We start from the raw sequence: 18,373 nt of genomic DNA, 5'->3' as shown, positions 1-18,373 counted from the left end.
CTCAGCGAAATTTTTCCAGCTGCAGGTAGTACCACATCCCCAAAGCCAGCATCTTGCGTCCCAGCCAATCACCCACCGGGGCGCGGACATGGTTGAAGCGCTGGAAGACGTCGAAGCTCTCGGTCTGGGCCATGACGGCGGCCGCCATCACTTCACCGACGATATGGGAAGTGGCCAGGCCGTGGCCTGAATAGCCCTGCGCGAACCACACATTGGGGGCCAGTTTGCCGAGCTGCGGAATGCGATTGATCACGATGCCCATATTGCAACTCCACTGGTAGTCGATCGCCATGCCACGCAGTTGCGGAAAGGTGCGCTCGATGCAGGGCCGCAGCTCCGCGGCAAGGTCGCGCGAAGGCCGGCCGAAATAGTCCACCGAGAACTTAGCCATAAAGGTGTTCAAAAGCCCATGGCGGCTCGAGGATTGCAAAGCCCTGCCAGCGGCGAGGCATCACAGCGGCGATGCCGAAGCAGATGTGCAAGCCGGCCACGCCGCAGCTCACTCGCATCGCATACCATCGCTCTGCGCCCTAGCCACCAAGGGCAAGGCCGCTCTTCAATTGGCAAAACTCGATCTTGCTTGCCTGCTTTTGATCGACATCGTCGATAGCGCTGCGCTCTCTGAGCGCCTTGGCGACCAGCAAATGGCCCAGCTGTGGCTGGCCCATGACAAGCTGGCCCGCAGCCTGCTTCACGCATGGCACGGCCGGGAAATCGACAAGGCCGATGGCTTCTTATTGTTCTTCGAGCGGGCCGGTGACGCTCTTGGCTTTGCCTTGGCCTATCACCAGGCCTTGGCGGCACTGCCCGAGCCCCTGCTGGCGCGCGTCGGCCTGCATGCCGGGCCTGTGACGCTGCGAGAAAACAGCCCTCACGACGTGGCCATAGGCGCCAAGCCACTGGAAGTGGACGGCTTGGCCAAGCCGGTGGCGGCGCGAGTGATGGCGGCCGCACGCGGTGGGCAAACCTTGCTGAGCAAGGCGGCGCGAGAACTGCTGGGGCAAAACGAGCAAGGACTGGTCTCGCACGGTCATTGGCGACTCAAAGGGCTGCCGGAGCCTCTTGAATTGTTCGAGGCGGGCACGGCAGATGCCCCATTCCTCCCGCCGCCTGATTCCGACAAGGCCTATCGGGTGGTCCAGCAGGCCGGCCATTGGCAGCCGGTGCGGGACATTCGCCATAGCTTGCCGGCCGAGCGCGACGCTTTTGTCGGCCGGCGCGCGCCCCTGCAGGAATTGGCCCGGCGCTTTGCCCTTGATGCCCGTCTTGTTTCAGTATTAGGCATTGGCGGCGCGGGCAAGACCCGCCTGGTCACGCACTTCGGTTGGACTTGGCGTGGCAACTACCCTGGCGGCGTCTGGTTTTGTGACTTGGCGGCCGCACGCAGCGTAGACGGACTTGCTTCCGCCGTAGCGCAGGGGCTGGGCATGCGGCTGGACAAGCTCGATCCGGTCGAGCAGTTGTGCCGTGCCATTGCGGGGCGTGGCCGCTGCCTGCTCATCCTCGACAACTTCGAACAAGTGGCACGCCACGCGGAAGACACCTTGGGCCAATGGCTAGACCGTGCGCCGGACGCTCACTTCCTGGTGACCACTCGCGAAGTGCTGGGCATTCCCGGCGAAGAAACTTTGGCCTTAGCCCCCCTGCCCTGGCCGGACGCCGAAAACTTGTTTTGGCTGCGCGCGCATGCCGCGCGCATCGACTTTCACCCCAGCGAGGAAGACCGCGCAGCCGTCGGCGCTCTGGTGCGCCTGCTCGACGGCCTGCCGCTGGCCATCGAATTGGCGGCTTCCAGAGTACGCATCCTGCCGCCCCGGGCCATGCTGGCGCGGATGAGCGAGCGCTTCAAGCTGCTGGCCAGCACCGGTGGGCGGCACGACAGGCAGTCCACGCTGCGGGCAGCCTTTGACTGGTCATGGGATCTGCTTAGCCCCGCGGAGCGCGCGACCCTGGCCCAGCTATCGGTGTTTGAGAACGGCTTCAATCTCGCCGCGGCCGAGAGCGTGATCGATCTGAGCGCGTTTGCGGACGCGCCCTGGAGCGTGGACGCGCTGCATTCGCTGGTCGACAAGTCCTTTGTCCGAGCCATCTCCAGTGAGCGATTCGACTTGCTGGTCAGCGTGCAAGCCTATGCCGATGAACACCTGCGTACCCCCGGGCGCTTTGCAGGCAGCGGGCCGGCCGCTTTGCGGGCGGCACAGGCCAGGCACGCGGCGTGGTTTGCGGCGTTGGGCCCGGATCACGCCAAGGACGGCAATTGCAGCGACCTGGACAATCTGATCGTCGCCTGCCGCAGGGCTGTTCATTGGGGCGACGGCAGAGTAGCCACCGGCGCCCTGGAAGGCACATGGTCGGCCTTGAGCTTGCATGGGCCATTCAAAGTAGGCGTGAGCTTGGCGCAGTCGGTATCGCAGATGCAGAGCTTGGACGACGAATTGACGGCGCGGGTCGAGTTGGTCATGGCTCAGGCCTGGAATGCCAATGGACGATTGACCGACGCCCGCCTCCATGCCGAGGCCGCACTCATTCGCGCCGAGTCCATCGCGCATACGCCAAGCATCGCTGCAGCCTCGATCTTGCTCGCCGTGTTGCTGCTAAGGGAGGGCCGGTTCGAGCGCGCCACTGTTTCGGCCCGCCAGGCTTTGCAGCATGCCCAAGCCATCCGGGACTCACGCCTGGAGTGTTCCGCGCTCAATACCCTCGGCATACTGGCCTCCAACGCAGGCCAGGTAGACGAGTCCAAAGCGAGCTACCTCGCCTCATTGGACTTAGCACGGCGCAGCGGCGACCTCCATTGGCAAGCCAGCGCGCTTGGCAATCTGGGCGCCTTGGATCTTGCGCAGGGGCATTTGGCACAAGCTCAAGAGTATTTCGAGGCGACGATCAATGTGGCGAAGCAGTTGGGTGATCGCAAGTGCGAAGGCAATGCCCTGTGCAATCTAGGCTTTCTCCATCACATGCGGCAACGCGTCGAGGACGCCATCCGACTCAGCCAGCAAGCCCTGGCGATAGCCAAAGAACTGGGCCATGCACGCCTGGAGTGCGTTGTGCTGTGCAACCTAGGCATCTTCTTGACCCATCTAGAGCACCCAAGAGATGCCATTGCCAAGCTAAACGACGCGATGAGCATGGCCAAAGACCTGGCAGATCGACATCTGGAGGGTCAGGTGCTTTGCTATCTGGCCGCGGCTCAGTTGCAACTGGCGCAGTTCGACTTGGCTCGCAACAGCCTGGCACTCAGCCAGCCCTTATTGCAAGCTGCCGAAGACCAAGCCGGCCTTGGCGTTTTGCTTTGCACGCAGGCGCAATGTGCGCATCTGGAGGGGCGTACGGACGACGCCGTACGCTTGGTGAGCGATGCAAAAGCGCTTGCCCACAGGCTTCAAATTGAGGCGCATTCGGAATTCGGCGCGACCCTGCAACGCACGGAGCTAATGCTGGGCCGGCCGAATTAAAAAGTGCGACCCTATTCGTTGTGAATGATGGGATCCAAAGACAGCGGCTGCCCCTGGCCATCCTTTAAGTTGACGTCGTATTTGAAGTCCTTGTGATCGATGTGCCGCAGCTTCTTGCAGGCGAATTTCTTGCCCTTATTGCCAACCGGTCCACAGTCGCCGTAGTCACCATTCGCGTCTTTGATGACGATGCCGTTGGCTGCAAAGGTGTAGCCATCGCTGTTCAACGTCCATTCGATCCGATTCTGGTTCCGCGCCATATTCACGGGGTCGGGAGCCACCTTGATCGCGCCTGAGGCAACTTGAACGTCCACCTTTCTGTCGGCGCCTTGGGCGATTGCCGCATGCGCCATCAGGGAGAGTCCAGCCAGCAATACCCATCGATTCAACATCGTCAATCTCCTTGAGTTTGGGCCGCCGATCCAGCGATCAGCCGAGCGGATTCTGTTCCGTTTCCCCCACGTGCGAAAGCCGTGCCGGTTGCGAAAAAGCCAAAGCTACTGAAGCCGTCTGCGCAATGACGCGGGCTTTCAAGCCGGCGCTTTGGGCTCGTCGACAGCCGGCTGCAAGCGCTGCTGCAAGCGCCTAACGTCATTGCTCAGCCGTCCGGCGATCATGCGCACCACCTCGAAGCCAAACTGGGGGTTTTGAAAGTACAGCTGCTTGAAGGTGGTCTCATCCATCGACATCACGGTGCTGGCACGCACGCAACGTGCGGTGCCAGTCCGCATGCGGTCGGGCGCGAAAAAGGCGATTTCGCCAAAGATTTGGCCGGGCTTGATTTGATAGCCGCCTTCAACGATCTCCACCTGCCCCTCCACCAAAAAATAGAGCCGGTCAGCCTGATCGCCCGCTCGAAACAGCACGCTGCCCGCCTTCAGCTTGCGCCGCTTCATATAGGGGCGTAGCCACACGCCAGACAGATCTGCCGCCTCCGCCGAGGCGCGCACCCGTCGGGTGAGCCTGTGCATCTGCCACGCCCGCACCAGATTCACCGGCAACAGCACCGCATGCAGAGCCAGCACCATCCAGGCCTGGCCGAGTGCGCCGTAGATGACGAAGCCCACATTGCTGCCCACTGCCAGCCAGCGCAGCGGAATGATGGTCTTGACCATGGTGCTGGCGATGATCAGGGCGCCGGCCAGCAAGGCCGAAATGACCGCCACCACACCCTCAGGGTGCGAAAGCAACTCGGCAAAGCGAGCGGTGGCAGCCGTCAAGAGTTCGGTGTTGGACAAGGCACGCTCCTGGGCTTGGCGGGGCCAGTATGCATCAGCACTACGCACTGCGGTGCTAGTGGCTTGTGCTTAGCCGCGTAGCTTGGAGGCGGCCGCTTTCTTCGCCTGTGGCGGGCGGGCTTTGGGTGCCGGATCCTGCGCGAACTGCTGCTCGTTGAACTGATCCAGCCACAGCAAGTTGTCCACGTAGCCGACGAAATGCTCGAGGTAGGCGGGTGAGATCTGCTGCATCAGGCTCAGGGTGCGATGCACGATGTGGTGCGAGTTCAGCGGCCCGGCGTTTCGCGGCAAGGCTTTGCGCGACTGGGCCAATTGCCGGTCCACGCTGAGCCGCGCCCAGGTGCGCCGGAAAAACTGCAGCTCCTGGGGTTCAGCTGGCGGACGCGAAGTGGCCGCAGCCTTTTGGCTAGATGCTGGGCCAGCCACTGGACCAACAGCTTGACCCAGTGGAGCGCCACCGGCCAGCGCTTTTTGGCCTTGAATATGCCGCAAGAGTTCGGCCAATGGGCTTGGTTTGGGCTGGGGCGGTACTGGGCTCGCGTCGCTCTTCAGCGACGCGGCGCCCTGCTCTTCCACGCTGCCGCTCTGCGTCTCCAAACGCAGCGTGCTCAACCTGGCTTCCAGCCGCTCTCGCGCGCTGCCATCGAGCGCGCTGGCCCGCCGGGCCATCACCTCAACCAGGCGTTGCCGCACCCGCGCCGAACTGGCCTGAGCGGGCGCTGGATTGAGCCGAGCGGCTTCATCAGCCATGTGGCGCATCCGGCTTGTTACGAGAAGGTCTGGCGATCGGCGCCATCTCCACCCGGCGGTTGCGTGAGCGGCCTTGCGCATCTTCGTTGGGCGCCACCGGTTGCTCCGCGCCAAAGGCGGCGGCGAAGATATCGGAGGACGGCACCGAGGCCTCAATCAGCGCGCGGGTGACCGTCAGCGCCCGCTGGGCCGAGAGCTCCCAGTTGTCGGCGAACTGCTGATTGCTGCCGCGCATCTGCCTGTCGTCAGTGAAGCCGCTGACCATCAAGATCTCATCCCGCGCTTGCAGATAAGTCGTTAGCGGTCCGGCCAAGGTCTTGAGCAGCGCCCGGCCTTCGGGCTGCAGCTCGGCGGAATTGAAGGCAAACAGCACGCTACCGCTGATACCGATGCGGCCATGCTCCAAGGTCACCCGCCCGGCAGCCAGGGGAATGGCCAGTGCGCGCTCCAGGGCCTGGCGCCGCTGCTCTTCCTGCTGGTGCTTGCTGATTTCTTCTTGCAGCTTGGTGGCGAGTTCCAGCTGCGAGGCAATCGCCATCAAGAGAATCAGCACAAACGCGCCCAGCAGACCGGCCATCAGGTCGCCAAAAACGGCCCACACCGGGGTGGTGGCTTCCAGGCCAGCGTCTTCGCTGGCGTCGATGTCCAGACCTTCACTCATGTTGCTGAGGCAGTTTGAGCGGGTCGCGCATCGGCGCGGCCGGAAGGTGCAGCCAGACGCTGCAAGTCTTCAATGATTTGCTTTTGCGACAGCAGGCTGAGGTCAATCACCTCGCGCGCCTGGCTAACGTAATAGCTCAGCTGCTCATCGCTGCGGCCCATGGCCGCGCCGAGTGCGGTGTCAATGCGCTGCAGATGCGCACTGAGCTTGTCATTCGATTCACAGAAGAGCTGCACCGCAAAGCCAAAGCTCTCGCCCAGGCTGGCCACCTCAACCGCGCTGCTGGTGACTTGCGCGGCCACATCGGCCAATTTGCCGGTTTGCGCATCCAGCTGCGCATTGAACTGGCCGCCCACATGCTCAAGCATCTTGGCCGAAGACGCCACCAGCGCGTCGATGGCGCTGCGCTGCTCTAGCGCCGATTGGTTCATGCCGTCCACCAGGCCGCCCAGTGTTGCCAGCACGCGGGCGCGTTCCTCCAGCATCTGGTTGTCGCGCGCCAGGCTGTCGGACAGCTGCTGGCGCAGCGCGCCCACCATATCGGCGGCGGCGCGCGGGGCCTCGGAGGCCGACTGCATCAGGCGGGCAATTTCGTGGCTGGTGCTGCGGGCTTGTGTCTCCGCCTGGGCGGTGATCTCAAGCGCGGTGCGCTCCAAGGTTTCGCAAACACGTTGCTGCTGGGCCAGTGTGTCGGCGCCAGCCGCCTGCCATTCCTGGCGCATGGATGCGGCCATGGCTTCCAGCGCCTGGGTCATGGCTTGCACGCGCTGCTGCTCATGCTGGCCGACGCTGTTTTGCAGTTCGGCCTGACCCGCTTGCATCCGGCCCAGCAAGGCCTGGCCATGCTGTTCGAACTGGCTGGCAGCACCCGCCAGGGCCTGCTGGTTTTGCTGGCTCAGCTGGCTGCTGACTTGCTCGTGCTGGCTCAAGGCCTGCTGCCAACCTTGAGTAAGTTGCTGAACCGTGCGATCCAGGCGCTCCGCCACCTGCTCCAGATGGCCACTCACCGAGCGGCTCATCAAATCCTGAGTAGCTTGCGCCTGACCGTTCATCCGGCTCAACGCCTCGGCCATCTCGGTCTGCCAAGCCAGGTGACGCCGGGCCACTTCATCCAGATGAGCGGCCGCAGCCGCCTTGATGCTGGCTTGCAGAACTTGGGTCTCGCTGGCCATGCCACTCAGCATGCCGGCGACCTCGCCCTGCCAAGCACCATGGCGCTGGGCCACGGCATCGAGGTGCTGGCTGAGCGCACCACCCATGGCGCTGTGCAGGGCTTGCGTCTCGCGGCCCAGGCTGCTGAGCGTGGCGGCGGTTTCCGCCTGCCAGCTGGCGTGGCGCTGGTCCAGCTCAGTCAGATGTTGGCTGGTCGCATCAACAACTTCCGCTCGCAGAGCCTGGTTCTCGGCGCTCATGGCGCCCATGGTCGCTGCCATTTCACCCTGCCAGCTGGCATGGCGGTGGTCCAATTCGGACAGGTGCTGGCTGGCCGCCGCACTGATCTTCTCCTGCACGGCCTGGTTCTCGGCACCCATGGTGCGCAAGGCTGCGGCCATTTCAGCTTGCCAGCCGGCGTAGCGCTGGGCCACTTCTGCCAGCAAGGCGCTGCTGCCTTGGGCAAAGGTAGTGGCAAAGCCTTCATGGCTGGCGCGCACCGCATCCACCACCGCCAGGTTGCTGCTCTCCTGGCGTGCCAGCAAGGTTTGGCAGGCCGCGCTGATGGTTTGCGCGCTGGTGTCGAAGCGCGCGGACAGTTCCATCTGCTGCGCCTGCATGGTGGCCGTCAGGCTTTGCTGCAGCGCCTTGGTTTCGCTGGCGATGCTGCCCAAAGTGCTGCTGGCCACGGCATGCAGGGTTTCACCAGCACTTTGGGCGCTGGCCTTGACGCTGCTTTGCAGGGTTTGATCCAGTGCCTGAGCCAAGCCGGTGTAAGCCGCATCGGCCTTGGCGTGGAAACGCTCCTGGCTGGCCAGCAGGCGTTCGTTAGCGAGTTCGGCTTGGCGCTCGATGCTAGCCATCAGCGCTTGCAAACCATCCACCAAGGCGGGCATCTGGGTGGCTTGCTGCTGCATCAGGGAAAGTGATTCCTCGCGCTGATGCACGGCGGAGAAGCCACGCAAATGGCTGGCAATGCTTGCATCCAGGCGCTGCGCGATCTGCACACGCTCACGCCGGCACAAAGCCGCAAAAAGGCCCAGAGCCGCCGACGCCGCCACCCCAGCCACCGAAGTGCCGAATGCCAGGCCCAAACCCTTGACCGGGCCGACCAGCGAATTGCGCACAGCCACCAAGTCCGACGCACTTTCCAGCGCCGCGCCAGTGCCGCGCAGGGTCAGCACCATGCCGACGAAGGTGCCCAACATGCCCAGCAGAACCACCAGACCCGCCAGCGTTGGCGCCAGGGCCGGGCCGGGCAAAGCCACCGGTGCGCCTTCCACCCGGCGGCGCACGGCATGGCGCAGCGTCACGGGCACGGCTTCCAGCCAAGTGTTGAGGCTAGCGGGTGCTGCACTCAGGCCCTCAAGCGCTTGCGCCAAAGCTTGGGTCGTTTGCTGAAAACGGCGCAACTCGAACACACCCATCAGATAGAAGGCAGCAATCAGCGCCGTCAACATCAAGGCCAAAGGATGGCTGCCCCAATAACCAAAAGCCACCCAGCCGATCACGGCCAAGCCGGCCAACAGCGTGGCCCAGCGAAGGAATAGAAAACGTTTCATCATGATCAGGAACTTTGGGCAACTTGGGATTGTCGGAAGGCTTCCAGCAAGCCATCGACTGCTTGCAGGCGGAAGTCCAGCTCCGCTTGCAGCAAGGCGCGCATTTCGCGGTGGAACTGCGTCAGCCAGGGGGAATTTTCGTTGGCCGCCGCGCTTGACTCTGCCAGGACTGCAACTGCCTCCAGATGGGTGCGCCGCAGTTGGGCATAGCGCGGCGCCAAGCGGCCGGGCACACCGGCCAGCAATTCGCGCTCGCGCGCGCCGAGTGCACGCTCCATCAAACCATCCAGCTCGGCCAGCTTGGCCAGGCCAGGCGACTGTTTGGCCAAGGCATCACGCAGGCGCTGGCGCAAGGGGCCAATTTGCGAGGCAAAAGCCTGCTGGCAGCTCGCGTATGCCTGTCTTTGCGCGGCGAAATCGGGCTCGGCTTCACCGGCCACAGCGCCATCGGTGACCCCGGCAGCAGCTTGACTGACGAGCTTTTGCAGGGCCGCCCGGGTATGTGCGCAATCAGCCTCCAGCATCGCCAAGGCCTTGCTGCTCGCCACAGCCGGCCGCCCCACGCGTGGGGGTGCCTCAGCCAAAGCCGCTGAAAGCTCAATGGCGTGGGTCCAGTCCAGCCACTGGCTCAGCCTTTGGGCGAAAGCGTCCGTGGAAGCCGGGCTGCCGGCGTCACCGAGCACCGCGAGTGCCGCGAGCGCGCGAACAAAACTCGATCCGGTTTGAGGGGTGGGCCGCGATTCGGGCGTCATGCTGCCAGTCAATGTCGCAGAAGAAAAGTGGGGCTGAAAACGGGCGAAATCAGCACAAAAAATGGGCAAAAGGGGCGCAGTCTACTCCTGTCCGTGGCCGCGCCCGCTTGGCACGCAGCTCCGCTCAGGACGGCGACCTGGCGGCCACGCCGGGCGAAATCATGGGCAAGACCTGACCCTTGGCAGAGCCAATGCCCTGGCGGAGGAGATCACGGCGTTCGGCACTCGAATTCATTACCGGACTAAATATTTGATTAAATCCGCTAGCGAACGTAAACTGGCGATATTAAGGTTCAGGAGACCCTCATGACCCTCGCCACCGCCGCCCGTAAGTCCAGCGCCAAGACCACTGCCCGTGCGACCGGAACTGCCGGGCCTGATCTGCAGTCCAAGGCCACTGCTGAGGGCGCGCTGCGTACTTTTTTCAATATCGCCGCGGCCTGGGGTCTGAGCAATGAGGAGCAGCAGCGCTTGCTGGGCTGCGGCCGCACGACCTTTTTCGACTGGAAGGCCGGTCGCGTCAAAAGTGGGCTGGACGCCGCCACGCTGGAGCGGCTCTCTCATGTGTTTGGCATCTACGCCAGCTTGCAAATCCTGCTGCCCATTCCCGAACGGGCCGATGCCTGGATCAAAAAGCCCAATACGGCGCCTCTGTTTGGCGGCGGCAGCGCGCTGAGCCGCATGTTGGCCGGCCAGGTGTCTGATTTGTTCGTGGTGCGCCAGTATCTGGATGCGCAACGCGGCGGCTGAGTGGCGAATGATCGCGGGATGAACAGCAACTTGGCCTATCCCACCACGCAGCTGCACTGGCCTGACAGTTGCCGCCTGATCCCCAGCCGCTTCCCGCCCATCTCCTTGTTTGAACGGGTCTGCCAGGCGGCCGATCTGGATCTGGTGTTTGCGATTGAAGCCATCGGCAACCCGCGCTTGCGGGACGAGGTTGGTGAGCTAAGCCTGGTGCCGGCCGAGCAGCGCCTGAGCGGCCCGGGTTGCAGCGCAATCATGGCCGCCTTCACCCATCTGAACCCGGACGGCAGTCGTTTCTCGGACGGCAGCTACGGCGTCTACTACGCCGCCGCCGATCTGGACACCGCCGTGGCCGAGGTCAGCTATCACCAAGCGCGCTTTCTCGCCTGCACACAGGAAGCGGCGATTGATGTGGACATGCGCTGCTACCGTGTCACCGTCAGCGCCACCCTGCACGATCTGCGCGGCCTGGGGAGTAGCCTCAAGCATCGCGCTCTTCGCGCCGTATACGACCCGCTGTCTTACGCGGCCAGCCAAGCGCTTGGCGCCCAGCTGCGCGTTGCTGGCAGCCTCGGCCTGGTCTACGACAGCGTGCGCAAGCCGGGCGGCCAATGCCTGGGCCTGTTCAATCCGCAAGCGGCGACGCCACCGGCACGCCAGGCCGAACATGTCACCCTGCGCTGGGACGGCACGGGCATTCATGAGTGGTATCTGAAGTCCGGCCATCACCGGATCTAGTGGCGGCGGTCGCTCGGCCAACCGAGCCGATGACGTAGCAGCCAAGGCTGCACACCACTGTACACTTGTACAGCCATGCTGCCAGCCCTGCCCCTCAAACCCAGCCGCGCCCATCTGAGTCGCTTGATGAGAATCTGGCGCTCGGCGGGCTGGCCCAGCCACGACGCCATTGAGATCGATCTGCTGGCCGCGCAATGGGTCACGTTGGAACCGCAGGCTAATGGCGCGCCACTGCTGCGCCTGAGCCCCGCCGGCATCCAACTGCTGGCCAGCTCGCGGCAGCAAAATCAGCGCGCCGCCAGCGCCCATGATCAATTGGCAGAGCAAATGGCCCGGCGCTTGCAGCAAGACGGCCGCATCGTGTGGCACGAGTTGTCCTTGCGCGCGCAGCTCAGCAGTAAGGAGGAGGCGGCGCCGGGCCCGCAGCAATGCTGGCTGACGCAGAAATCCGCCGCACCGGACGAGAACGCCGACATTGCACCAGGGCGGCACACTTGGCGCGTCGCTAGGCCCGACCTGTTTTCGGTGCGAAACACCTCACAGGCCAAGTATCTGCAGCCCCAGGTCCATGAGATCAAGGTCAGCCGCGCCGATCTGCTCTCAGACCTGCGCCACGAAGCCAAGCGTGAGTGCTACCAGTGGCTGAGCAGCGAAGTGTTCTACGTCTTTCCGGTGGGCATCGCCGAACCTGAAGAGTTGCCGCCCGAGTTCGGCGTGTGGCTGTTGCACAGCGCGGGCAGCACTGGCGACACAGCAGCGGGCACGAGGCTGGAACTAGTCCGCCCGGCCCGTCCAGTGAACCGAGCAAAGCCAAGCAACAGCCAAGCCCATGAATTGCCCTTCCCCGTCTGGCTGGCCCTGGCCAAGGCAACGCCCCTGCGCAGCGATGACGCACCCGCCGCCCAAACCGAACTGGGCGCACCGGACGACAGCCCTTGAGCACGAGTAGCGAAAGCACCAGCACGGTGGCCGTGCGCAGCTTGTGCGAGTTCACCGCCAAGCGCGGCGACCTGGACCTGCGCTTTACCCCCAGCCCAACGGCGCAAGAAGGCATGGCTGGCCATGCCCTGGTGGCCGAGCGTCGCGGGGCGGACTATCAAACCGAAGTGAGCCTCAGCGGCTGCCATGGCGCCTTGCAAGTGCGCGGCCGCGCCGACGGCTTTGACGCCAAACGCCAGCGCCTGGAAGAGATCAAAACCTTCAAAGGCCGGCTCGAAGCCATGCCGGCCAACCACCGCGCCCTGCACTGGGCGCAGCTGAAGATCTACGGCGCCTTGCTCTGCGCCAAGCTGGGCCTAGACGAGTTGGAACTGGCGTTGATCTATTTCGACGTCAATAAGCAAACCGAAACCGCGCTGGTCGAGACCCATAGCCGGGCCGATTTGCAGGCCTTCTTCAGCCACCACTGCGATCAGTTCCTGGCTTGGGCCGAGCAGGAAGCGCAACACCTCCGCAGCCGGGATGCCGCGCTGACGGCGCTGACCTTCCCGCACGCCCAGTTCCGCAGCGGCCAGCGCGAGCTGGCCGCCGAGGTCTACCGCGCCGCCGTGGCCGGCCGCTGCCTGATGGCGCAAGCCCCCACCGGCTTGGGCAAGACCTTGGCGACGCTGTTCCCGCTGCTCAAGGCTGCACCGGGCCAGCGCCTGGACAAGATCTTCTTCCTCACCGCCAAAACCTCGGGCCGCGCCTTGGCGCTGGACAGCCTGGCCACCGTGCACAAGCATGCACCGGAGTTGCCGCTGCGCAGCCTGGAACTGGTGGCCAAAGAAAAGGCCTGCGAACACCCCGACAAAGCCTGCCACGGTGAGTCCTGCCCGCTGGCCGAAGGCTTTTACGAGCGCCTGCCGCAGGCCCGCCAGGCCGCCATCCAACACGGCACGCTGGACCGCGACACCTTGCGCCGCCTCGGCCAGCAGTACAGCGTCTGCCCCTACTACCTGGGCCAGGAAATGGCGCGCTGGGCCGATGTGCTGGTGGGCGACTACAACTACTACTTCGACCAAAGCGCCATGCTGCACAGCATGACCGAGGCCTATGGCTGGCGGGTCGCCGTGTTGGTGGATGAAGCCCACAACCTAGTGAGCCGAGCGCGTGCCATGTACTCGGCCAGCGCGCGGCAAGACAGCCTGACGGCGCTGCGGCACAGCGCGCCGGCTCAGCTCAAAAAGCCGCTGGACCGGCTCAAGCGTTGCTGGACCGAGCTGGGCAAAAGCCATGATCAGCCCTTTGAGCTGCAAACGCAGCTGCCGGACAAGCTGCTGCAAGCGATGCATCAGGCCGTCAGCGCGCTGGGCGAATACTTTCAAGACCACCCCGCGCAGCAGGATGAGACGTTGCAGCGCTTTTACTTCGAAGCCCTGCAGTTCACCCGCATGGCCGAGGCCTTTGACGCCAACTCGCTGTGCGATATCGAGCGCGAGGATCTCACCGAAGGTCAGGGCTTGCCTGGTGGCGGGGCCGCTGCCAGCAGCTTCCGCATGGGCGGCAACAGCCGCGCCAAACCCAGGCTGAGCTTGAACCTGCGCAATGTGGTGCCCGCACCTTTTTTGCGCCAGCGCTTCTTGAGCGCACACACCGTCACGCTGTTCTCGGCCACCTTGCAGCCGGCGCAGTTCTACACCGATCTGCTGGGCCTGCCAGATGGCACGCCTTGGGTGGAGGTGGCCTCGCCTTTTCAAGCCGAGCAATTGCAAGTCCACATCGCGGGCCACATCTCCACCCGCTATCAGCACCGCCAGACCTCGCTGCGCGCCTTGGTGGATGTGATGGCACAGGCCTACGCCGACAAGCCGGGCAACTACCTGGCCTTTTTCAGCAGCCACAGCTATCTGCAAGAAGCCCTGCAATGCTTGCAGACGCACTACCCCGACCTGCCCTGCTGGGCACAGGGGCGGCGCATGTCGGAAGCCGAGCAGCAAAGCTTTTTGGCCCGCTTCACGCCCGAGTCCTGCGGCATCGCCTTCGCGGTATTGGGCGGCAGCTTTTCCGAGGGCATCGACCTGCCCGGCGCCCGCTTGATCGGCGCCTTCATCGCCACCCTGGGCCTGCCCCAGGTCAACCCGGTAAACGAGCAATTCAAACGCCGCTTAGATGAATTGTTAGGCCAAGGCTATGACTACACCTATGTCTACCCGGGTATGCAAAAAGTGGTGCAGGCCGCCGGGCGGGTGATACGCACCGTGCACGACCAAGGTGTGATCCATTTGCTGGATGACCGCTATTTGCGCCGCGAGGTGCAGGCCTTGCTGCCGAGCTGGTGGCAGATCACGCCAGCATGACTTTTGGCACCCGCAGCGCCCGAAGAATCGGTGACTGAAAGCTCGTGAACGTGCATGGATAGGCGCTGTCGCGTGCAAACACCGAGCGAAAGCGCTGCGTTCAGGCGCTAAGCTGCGAGCCCATGAAAACCCAATTCTTTGCCCCCAGCGCCATCGCCTTGGCGACCCTGAGCTTGGCCCTGGCCAGCGGCCTCAGCCAGGCTGCCGAAGCCACCACGCAAAACTCCGCTACCGACATCAAGGCCGCCGAGCCTGCCGCGTCCGCAGCCAAAGCCTGGGACGTCAACAAGCCGCCCGGTGCGGCCAAGACCATCAACATCGACACCCGCAGCGGCACCTGGATGAGCGTGGACGTCAGCCCCGACGGCAAGACCCTGGTGTTTGACCTGCTGGGCGACCTCTATAGCCTGCCCATCAGCGGCGGCGAGGCCAAGCCGCTGACGCATTCCATCGCCTGGGAACACCAGGCCCGCTTCTCACCCGATGGCAAGCAGATTGCCTTCATCAGCGATGCCGGCGGTGGCGACAACGTCTGGGTCATGAATGCCGACGGCAGCAATCCGCACGCCATCAGCAAGGAAGACTACCGCTTGCTCAACAACCCGGTCTGGCATCCGAACGGCAAATACATTGCCGCGCGCAAGCATTACACCGGCACGCGCTCGGCCGGCTCGGGCGAGATTTGGCTCTACCACGTGGATGCGCCGGCCGCGTCCAACAAGGGCGTGCAACTCAACGAGAAGCCGAACTGGCAAAAAGACCTGGGCGAGCCCGCCCTCTCACCCGACGGCAAATACCTCTACTACTCGCACGACACCACGCCGGGCAAGACTTTTGAGTACAACAAAGACAGCAATAAAGAGATATTCAAAATCTTCCGCCAGGACCTGAGCGACGGCTCGGTGGAGGCATTTGTGCAAGGTGCTGGTGGCGCCATTCGCCCCACGCCCTCGCCGGACGGCAAGTACCTGGCCTTTGTGCGCCGTGTGCGCAACCAAAGCACCTTGTTCCTGAAGGACCTGCAGACCGGCGTGGAACGCGCCGCCTGGGGCGGGCTAGAGCGCGATCTGCAGGAGGCCTGGTCGGTTTACGGCGTCTACCCCAGCTTCGCCTGGACGCCGGACGCCAAGCAGATCGTCGTCTGGGCGCAAGGCAAGCTCTGGCGCGTCGATCCCTTCAAGGCTGTGAATGGCGAGAAGGCCTCGAATGCCGATAAGGCCGATGGCAAGCAAGCCGTCGAGATTCCCTTCCATGTGAAAGACACGCGTGAAGTGCGCGAGGCCCTGCGCTTCGCGCAAGAGGTGGCCCCGGATCAGTTCGGCGTCAAGCAGCTGCGTTGGGTCAATGTGGCGCCGGACGGCAAGCGTGTGGTCTATTCCGCGCTGGGCCAGCTCTATCTCAAGGACCTGCCCGAGGGCACGCCTAAGCGCATCACCGCGCAGAACGAGGCCTTCGAGTTCTTCCCCAGCTTCTCGCGCGATGGCCGCGAGTTGGTCTATGTGAGCTGGAACGACGAAAAGCTCGGCAGTGTGCGCAAGCGCGATCTGGCCAGCGGCCGCGAGACCGTGTTGACGCCCGCGCCCGGCAAGTACCTGGCGCCGCGCTTCTCGCCCGATGGCAAGACCGTAGTCTTCGTCAAGGAAAAAGGCGGCTACCTGACCAGCCCCTGGCACGGCCTGGAGAACGGCGTGTTCATCGTCGCCAGCGACGGCAAGAGCGCGCCCAAGCGCATCAGCAAGAGCGGTGAGACGCCGCAATTCGGCGCCAGCAGCGATGCGGTGTTCATCACCCGCTCGAGCATGAGCAGCGAGGTGGATTCGCAGCAAAAGCTGATCCGCATCAACTTGGACGACCGCAGCGAAACCGAAGTGGCCAAGGGCGAGTTCGTCAGCCAATTCAGCGTGTCGCCGGACGGACGATGGCTGGGCTTCGTCGAGCGCGCTCATGCATTCGTCACGCCGCTGCCCATGGTCGGCAAGTCCTTCAACGTCGGCCCCAAGATGGACGGCTTGCCGGTGCGCAAGCTCGATGTCAACGCGGGCGAAATGATGCACTGGAGCGGCGACAGCCAGCGCGTGCACTTTGCCTACGGCGACGAGCTGTTCACCACCGCGCTGGCCGGCACTGACAAGCCGGTGGCCACCGGCCAAAAGATCGGCTTCAAGCAGCCCAGCGACAAACCCAGCGGCAGAATCGCCATCACCGGCGCCCGCATCGCCACGATGAAGGGCGACGAGGTCATCGAGCAAGGCGTGATCCTGGTGGACGGCAACCGCATCAGCGCAATCGGCACGGCAGCGCAGGTGCAGATCCCGGCGGACGCCAAGCGCGTGGACGCCAGCGGCAAGACCATCATCCCTGGCCTGATCGATGCCCACTGGCATGGCGGCATGGCCGAGAGCGAAATCATCCCGCAGCAAAGCTGGATCAACTACGCCTCGCTGGCCTTCGGCCTGACCACCATCCACGACCCCTCCAACCGCAATAGCGACATCTTCAGCCAAGCCGAGCTGCAACGCGCCGGCCGGGTGGTGGGGCCGCGCATCTACTCGACCGGCTCCATCCTTTACGGTGCCAAGGCCGGTGTGACGGCGGTGGTGAATAACCTCGACGACGCACTGACGCACCTGAAGCGCCAGCAAGCCGCCGGCGCCATCAGCGTCAAGAGCTACCAGCAGCCGCGCCGCGAGCAACGCCAGCAAGTGATCGAGGCCGCGCGCCAGACCAGCATGATGGTCGTACCCGAAGGCGGCTCGCTGTTTCAACACAATATGGGCATGATTGTTGATGGCCACACCGGCATCGAGCATGCCCTGCCGCTGGCCGAGGTTTACGACGACGTGACCCAGCTGTGGACGCAAACCCAAGTTGGCTACACCCCCACGCTCAACGTCGCTTACGGCGGCCTGGACGGCGAGCACTACTGGTACGCCCGCACGGAAGTGTGGAAGCACCCCATCCTGAGCCAGTTCGTGCCGCGCACGGTGCTTGAAGCGCGCAGCGTGCGCCGCCCCACCGCGCCTGAGGAAGACTTCAACGTGCTGCGCGTGGCCAAGACGGCCACCGCCTTGCAGCGCGCCGGGGTGCGCGCCAATATCGGCGCCCACGGCCAGCGCGAAGGCCTGGGCGCCCATTGGGAAATGTGGATGTTTGGCCTGGGTGGCATGAAGCCGCTGGAGGCCATTCGCACCGCCACCGCCAACCCGGCGCATTACCTGGGCTTGGACAAAGACTTGGGCTCGCTGGAAGTGGGCAAGCTGGCCGATATGGTCATCATCAGTGGCGACGTGCTGGCCGACATCCGCAACAGCGACAAGATCAGCCATGTGATGCAAAACGGCCGCTTGTTTGAGGTGCCAACAATGAATGAGGTGGTGTCGCGCAGCAAGGCCCGCAAGCCCTTCTTCTTCGAAGGCAGCAACGCCAATGTGCCGATCGACGAAGAGCTGATCGGCCACGGCCATGGTCATGGCGATTGAACAAACAAGCTTGGGGACGAACATAGGCATGAGCAACACTGACATCGACTTTCGCCCAGCTCAAGCCGAAGACGCGGCAGAGTGCATACGCGTTCGCGGCTTGACGCGTGAGAACGCTGCGTCCGCGGAACGGCTGGCGGAGCTGGGTGTCACCGTGGCGTCCTGGGGTGAACAGATTCGCTCGGGCCAGCTGCCCGGTCATCTGGCCTTGCACCAAGGCCAGCTGGTCGGCTACTGCTTCGGCGACGTTGGCAGCGGCGAGGTGGTGGTGCTGGCCCTCTTGCCCGCGTTTGAGGGCCTGGGCCTCGGCAAGCTGCTGCTGCACAAGGTCATGGCGGAACTGCGCAGCCATGGCCATCAGCGCCTTTTTCTGGGCTGCTCGGACGATCCCGCCTCACGCTCTTACGGCTTCTACCGCCACCTGGGCTGGCGCTCCACCGGCCAGCGTGATGGCTTAGGCGACGAGATGCTGGAGCATGTTCTGAATTGATTCCACGCACTCGTCACAGTTGGTGACGGCAAGCGCAGGGCTGCTTTCTAAGCTTCAGCCACCAAGCAATT

15 protein-coding genes are annotated in these 18,373 nt (G+C 63.9%); 8 read left to right on the top strand and 7 right to left on the bottom strand.

Features of this window, described 5'->3' with window-relative positions; genetic code table 11:
* Position 1 precedes the first annotated feature (1 nt).
* Positions 2-391 carry an NAD(P)/FAD-dependent oxidoreductase gene (locus tag AABB87_RS05750; RefSeq protein WP_341970383.1) on the bottom strand — a complete coding sequence of 130 codons (390 nt, stop codon included), beginning with the start codon at positions 389-391 and terminating at the stop codon, positions 2-4.
* A gap of 169 nt (positions 392-560) precedes the next feature.
* Between AABB87_RS05750 and AABB87_RS05745 the strand changes: the two genes are divergently transcribed.
* Positions 561-3,455 carry a tetratricopeptide repeat protein gene (locus AABB87_RS05745; protein ID WP_341970382.1) on the top strand — a complete coding sequence of 965 codons (2,895 nt, stop codon included), beginning with the start codon at positions 561-563 and terminating at the stop codon, positions 3,453-3,455.
* An 11-nt stretch (positions 3,456-3,466) separates the two neighbouring features.
* On the opposite strand, the gene AABB87_RS05740 is transcribed toward AABB87_RS05745, so the two are convergent.
* The 6 genes from AABB87_RS05740 to AABB87_RS05715 form a co-directional block, all read right to left on the bottom strand.
* Positions 3,467-3,847, bottom strand: a complete 381-nt coding sequence (locus AABB87_RS05740; protein ID WP_341970381.1) for a hypothetical protein — start codon at positions 3,845-3,847, stop codon at positions 3,467-3,469.
* A 138-nt stretch (positions 3,848-3,985) separates the two neighbouring features.
* Positions 3,986-4,693, bottom strand: a complete 708-nt coding sequence (locus AABB87_RS05735) for a Crp/Fnr family transcriptional regulator (RefSeq protein ID WP_341970380.1) — start codon at positions 4,691-4,693, stop codon at positions 3,986-3,988.
* Positions 4,694-4,762: 69 nt separating this feature from the next.
* Positions 4,763-5,443: a DUF2894 domain-containing protein gene (locus AABB87_RS05730; RefSeq protein WP_341970379.1), complete on the bottom strand. Its 681-nt coding sequence runs from the start codon at positions 5,441-5,443 to the stop codon at positions 4,763-4,765.
* Complete coding sequence (locus AABB87_RS05725) at positions 5,436-6,104, bottom strand: OmpA family protein (protein WP_341970378.1); 669 nt, start codon at positions 6,102-6,104, stop codon at positions 5,436-5,438. The genes AABB87_RS05730 and AABB87_RS05725 overlap by 8 nt, the downstream gene beginning before the upstream one ends.
* Positions 6,101-8,821 carry a DUF802 domain-containing protein gene (locus AABB87_RS05720; protein ID WP_341970377.1) on the bottom strand — a complete coding sequence of 907 codons (2,721 nt, stop codon included), beginning with the start codon at positions 8,819-8,821 and terminating at the stop codon, positions 6,101-6,103. Before AABB87_RS05720 ends, AABB87_RS05725 begins: the two co-directional genes overlap by 4 nt.
* A gap of 2 nt (positions 8,822-8,823) precedes the next feature.
* Positions 8,824-9,570, bottom strand: a complete 747-nt coding sequence (locus tag AABB87_RS05715) for a DUF3348 family protein (RefSeq protein ID WP_341970376.1) — start codon at positions 9,568-9,570, stop codon at positions 8,824-8,826.
* Positions 9,571-9,581: 11 nt separating this feature from the next.
* On the opposite strand from AABB87_RS05715, the gene AABB87_RS05710 reads away from it, so the two are divergent.
* The 7 genes from AABB87_RS05710 (at position 9,582) to AABB87_RS05680 (ending at position 18,302) form a co-directional block, all read left to right on the top strand.
* The gene (locus AABB87_RS05710; RefSeq protein WP_341970375.1) at positions 9,582-9,746 is read left to right on the top strand and encodes a hypothetical protein; all 165 of its coding nucleotides are present in this window, start codon (positions 9,582-9,584) and stop codon (positions 9,744-9,746) included.
* Between the two features lie 130 nt (positions 9,747-9,876).
* Positions 9,877-10,320: an MbcA/ParS/Xre antitoxin family protein gene (locus AABB87_RS05705; RefSeq protein WP_341970374.1), complete on the top strand. Its 444-nt coding sequence runs from the start codon at positions 9,877-9,879 to the stop codon at positions 10,318-10,320.
* A gap of 18 nt (positions 10,321-10,338) precedes the next feature.
* Positions 10,339-11,055, top strand: a complete 717-nt coding sequence (locus AABB87_RS05700; RefSeq protein WP_341970373.1) for an RES family NAD+ phosphorylase — start codon at positions 10,339-10,341, stop codon at positions 11,053-11,055.
* A gap of 75 nt (positions 11,056-11,130) precedes the next feature.
* Entirely contained in the window at positions 11,131-11,994 is an 864-nt protein-coding gene (locus tag AABB87_RS05695) for a hypothetical protein (protein WP_341970372.1), read from the top strand.
* Entirely contained in the window at positions 11,991-14,333 is a 2,343-nt protein-coding gene (locus AABB87_RS05690) for an ATP-dependent DNA helicase (RefSeq protein ID WP_341970371.1), read from the top strand. The genes AABB87_RS05695 and AABB87_RS05690 overlap by 4 nt, the downstream gene beginning before the upstream one ends.
* Positions 14,334-14,455: 122 nt before the next feature.
* Positions 14,456-17,812 carry an amidohydrolase family protein gene (locus AABB87_RS05685; RefSeq protein ID WP_341970370.1) on the top strand — a complete coding sequence of 1,119 codons (3,357 nt, stop codon included), beginning with the start codon at positions 14,456-14,458 and terminating at the stop codon, positions 17,810-17,812.
* A 28-nt stretch (positions 17,813-17,840) separates the two neighbouring features.
* The gene (locus AABB87_RS05680; protein WP_341970369.1) at positions 17,841-18,302 is read left to right on the top strand and encodes a GNAT family N-acetyltransferase; all 462 of its coding nucleotides are present in this window, start codon (positions 17,841-17,843) and stop codon (positions 18,300-18,302) included.
* The last annotated feature ends 71 nt before the right edge of the window (positions 18,303-18,373 follow it).

Origin of the sequence: Roseateles sp. PN1 (assembly GCF_038419725.1) — a bacterium.
Taxonomy (GTDB): domain Bacteria; phylum Pseudomonadota; class Gammaproteobacteria; order Burkholderiales; family Burkholderiaceae_C; genus Paucibacter_A.
This window is presented reverse-complemented; position numbering and strand designations above follow the sequence as displayed.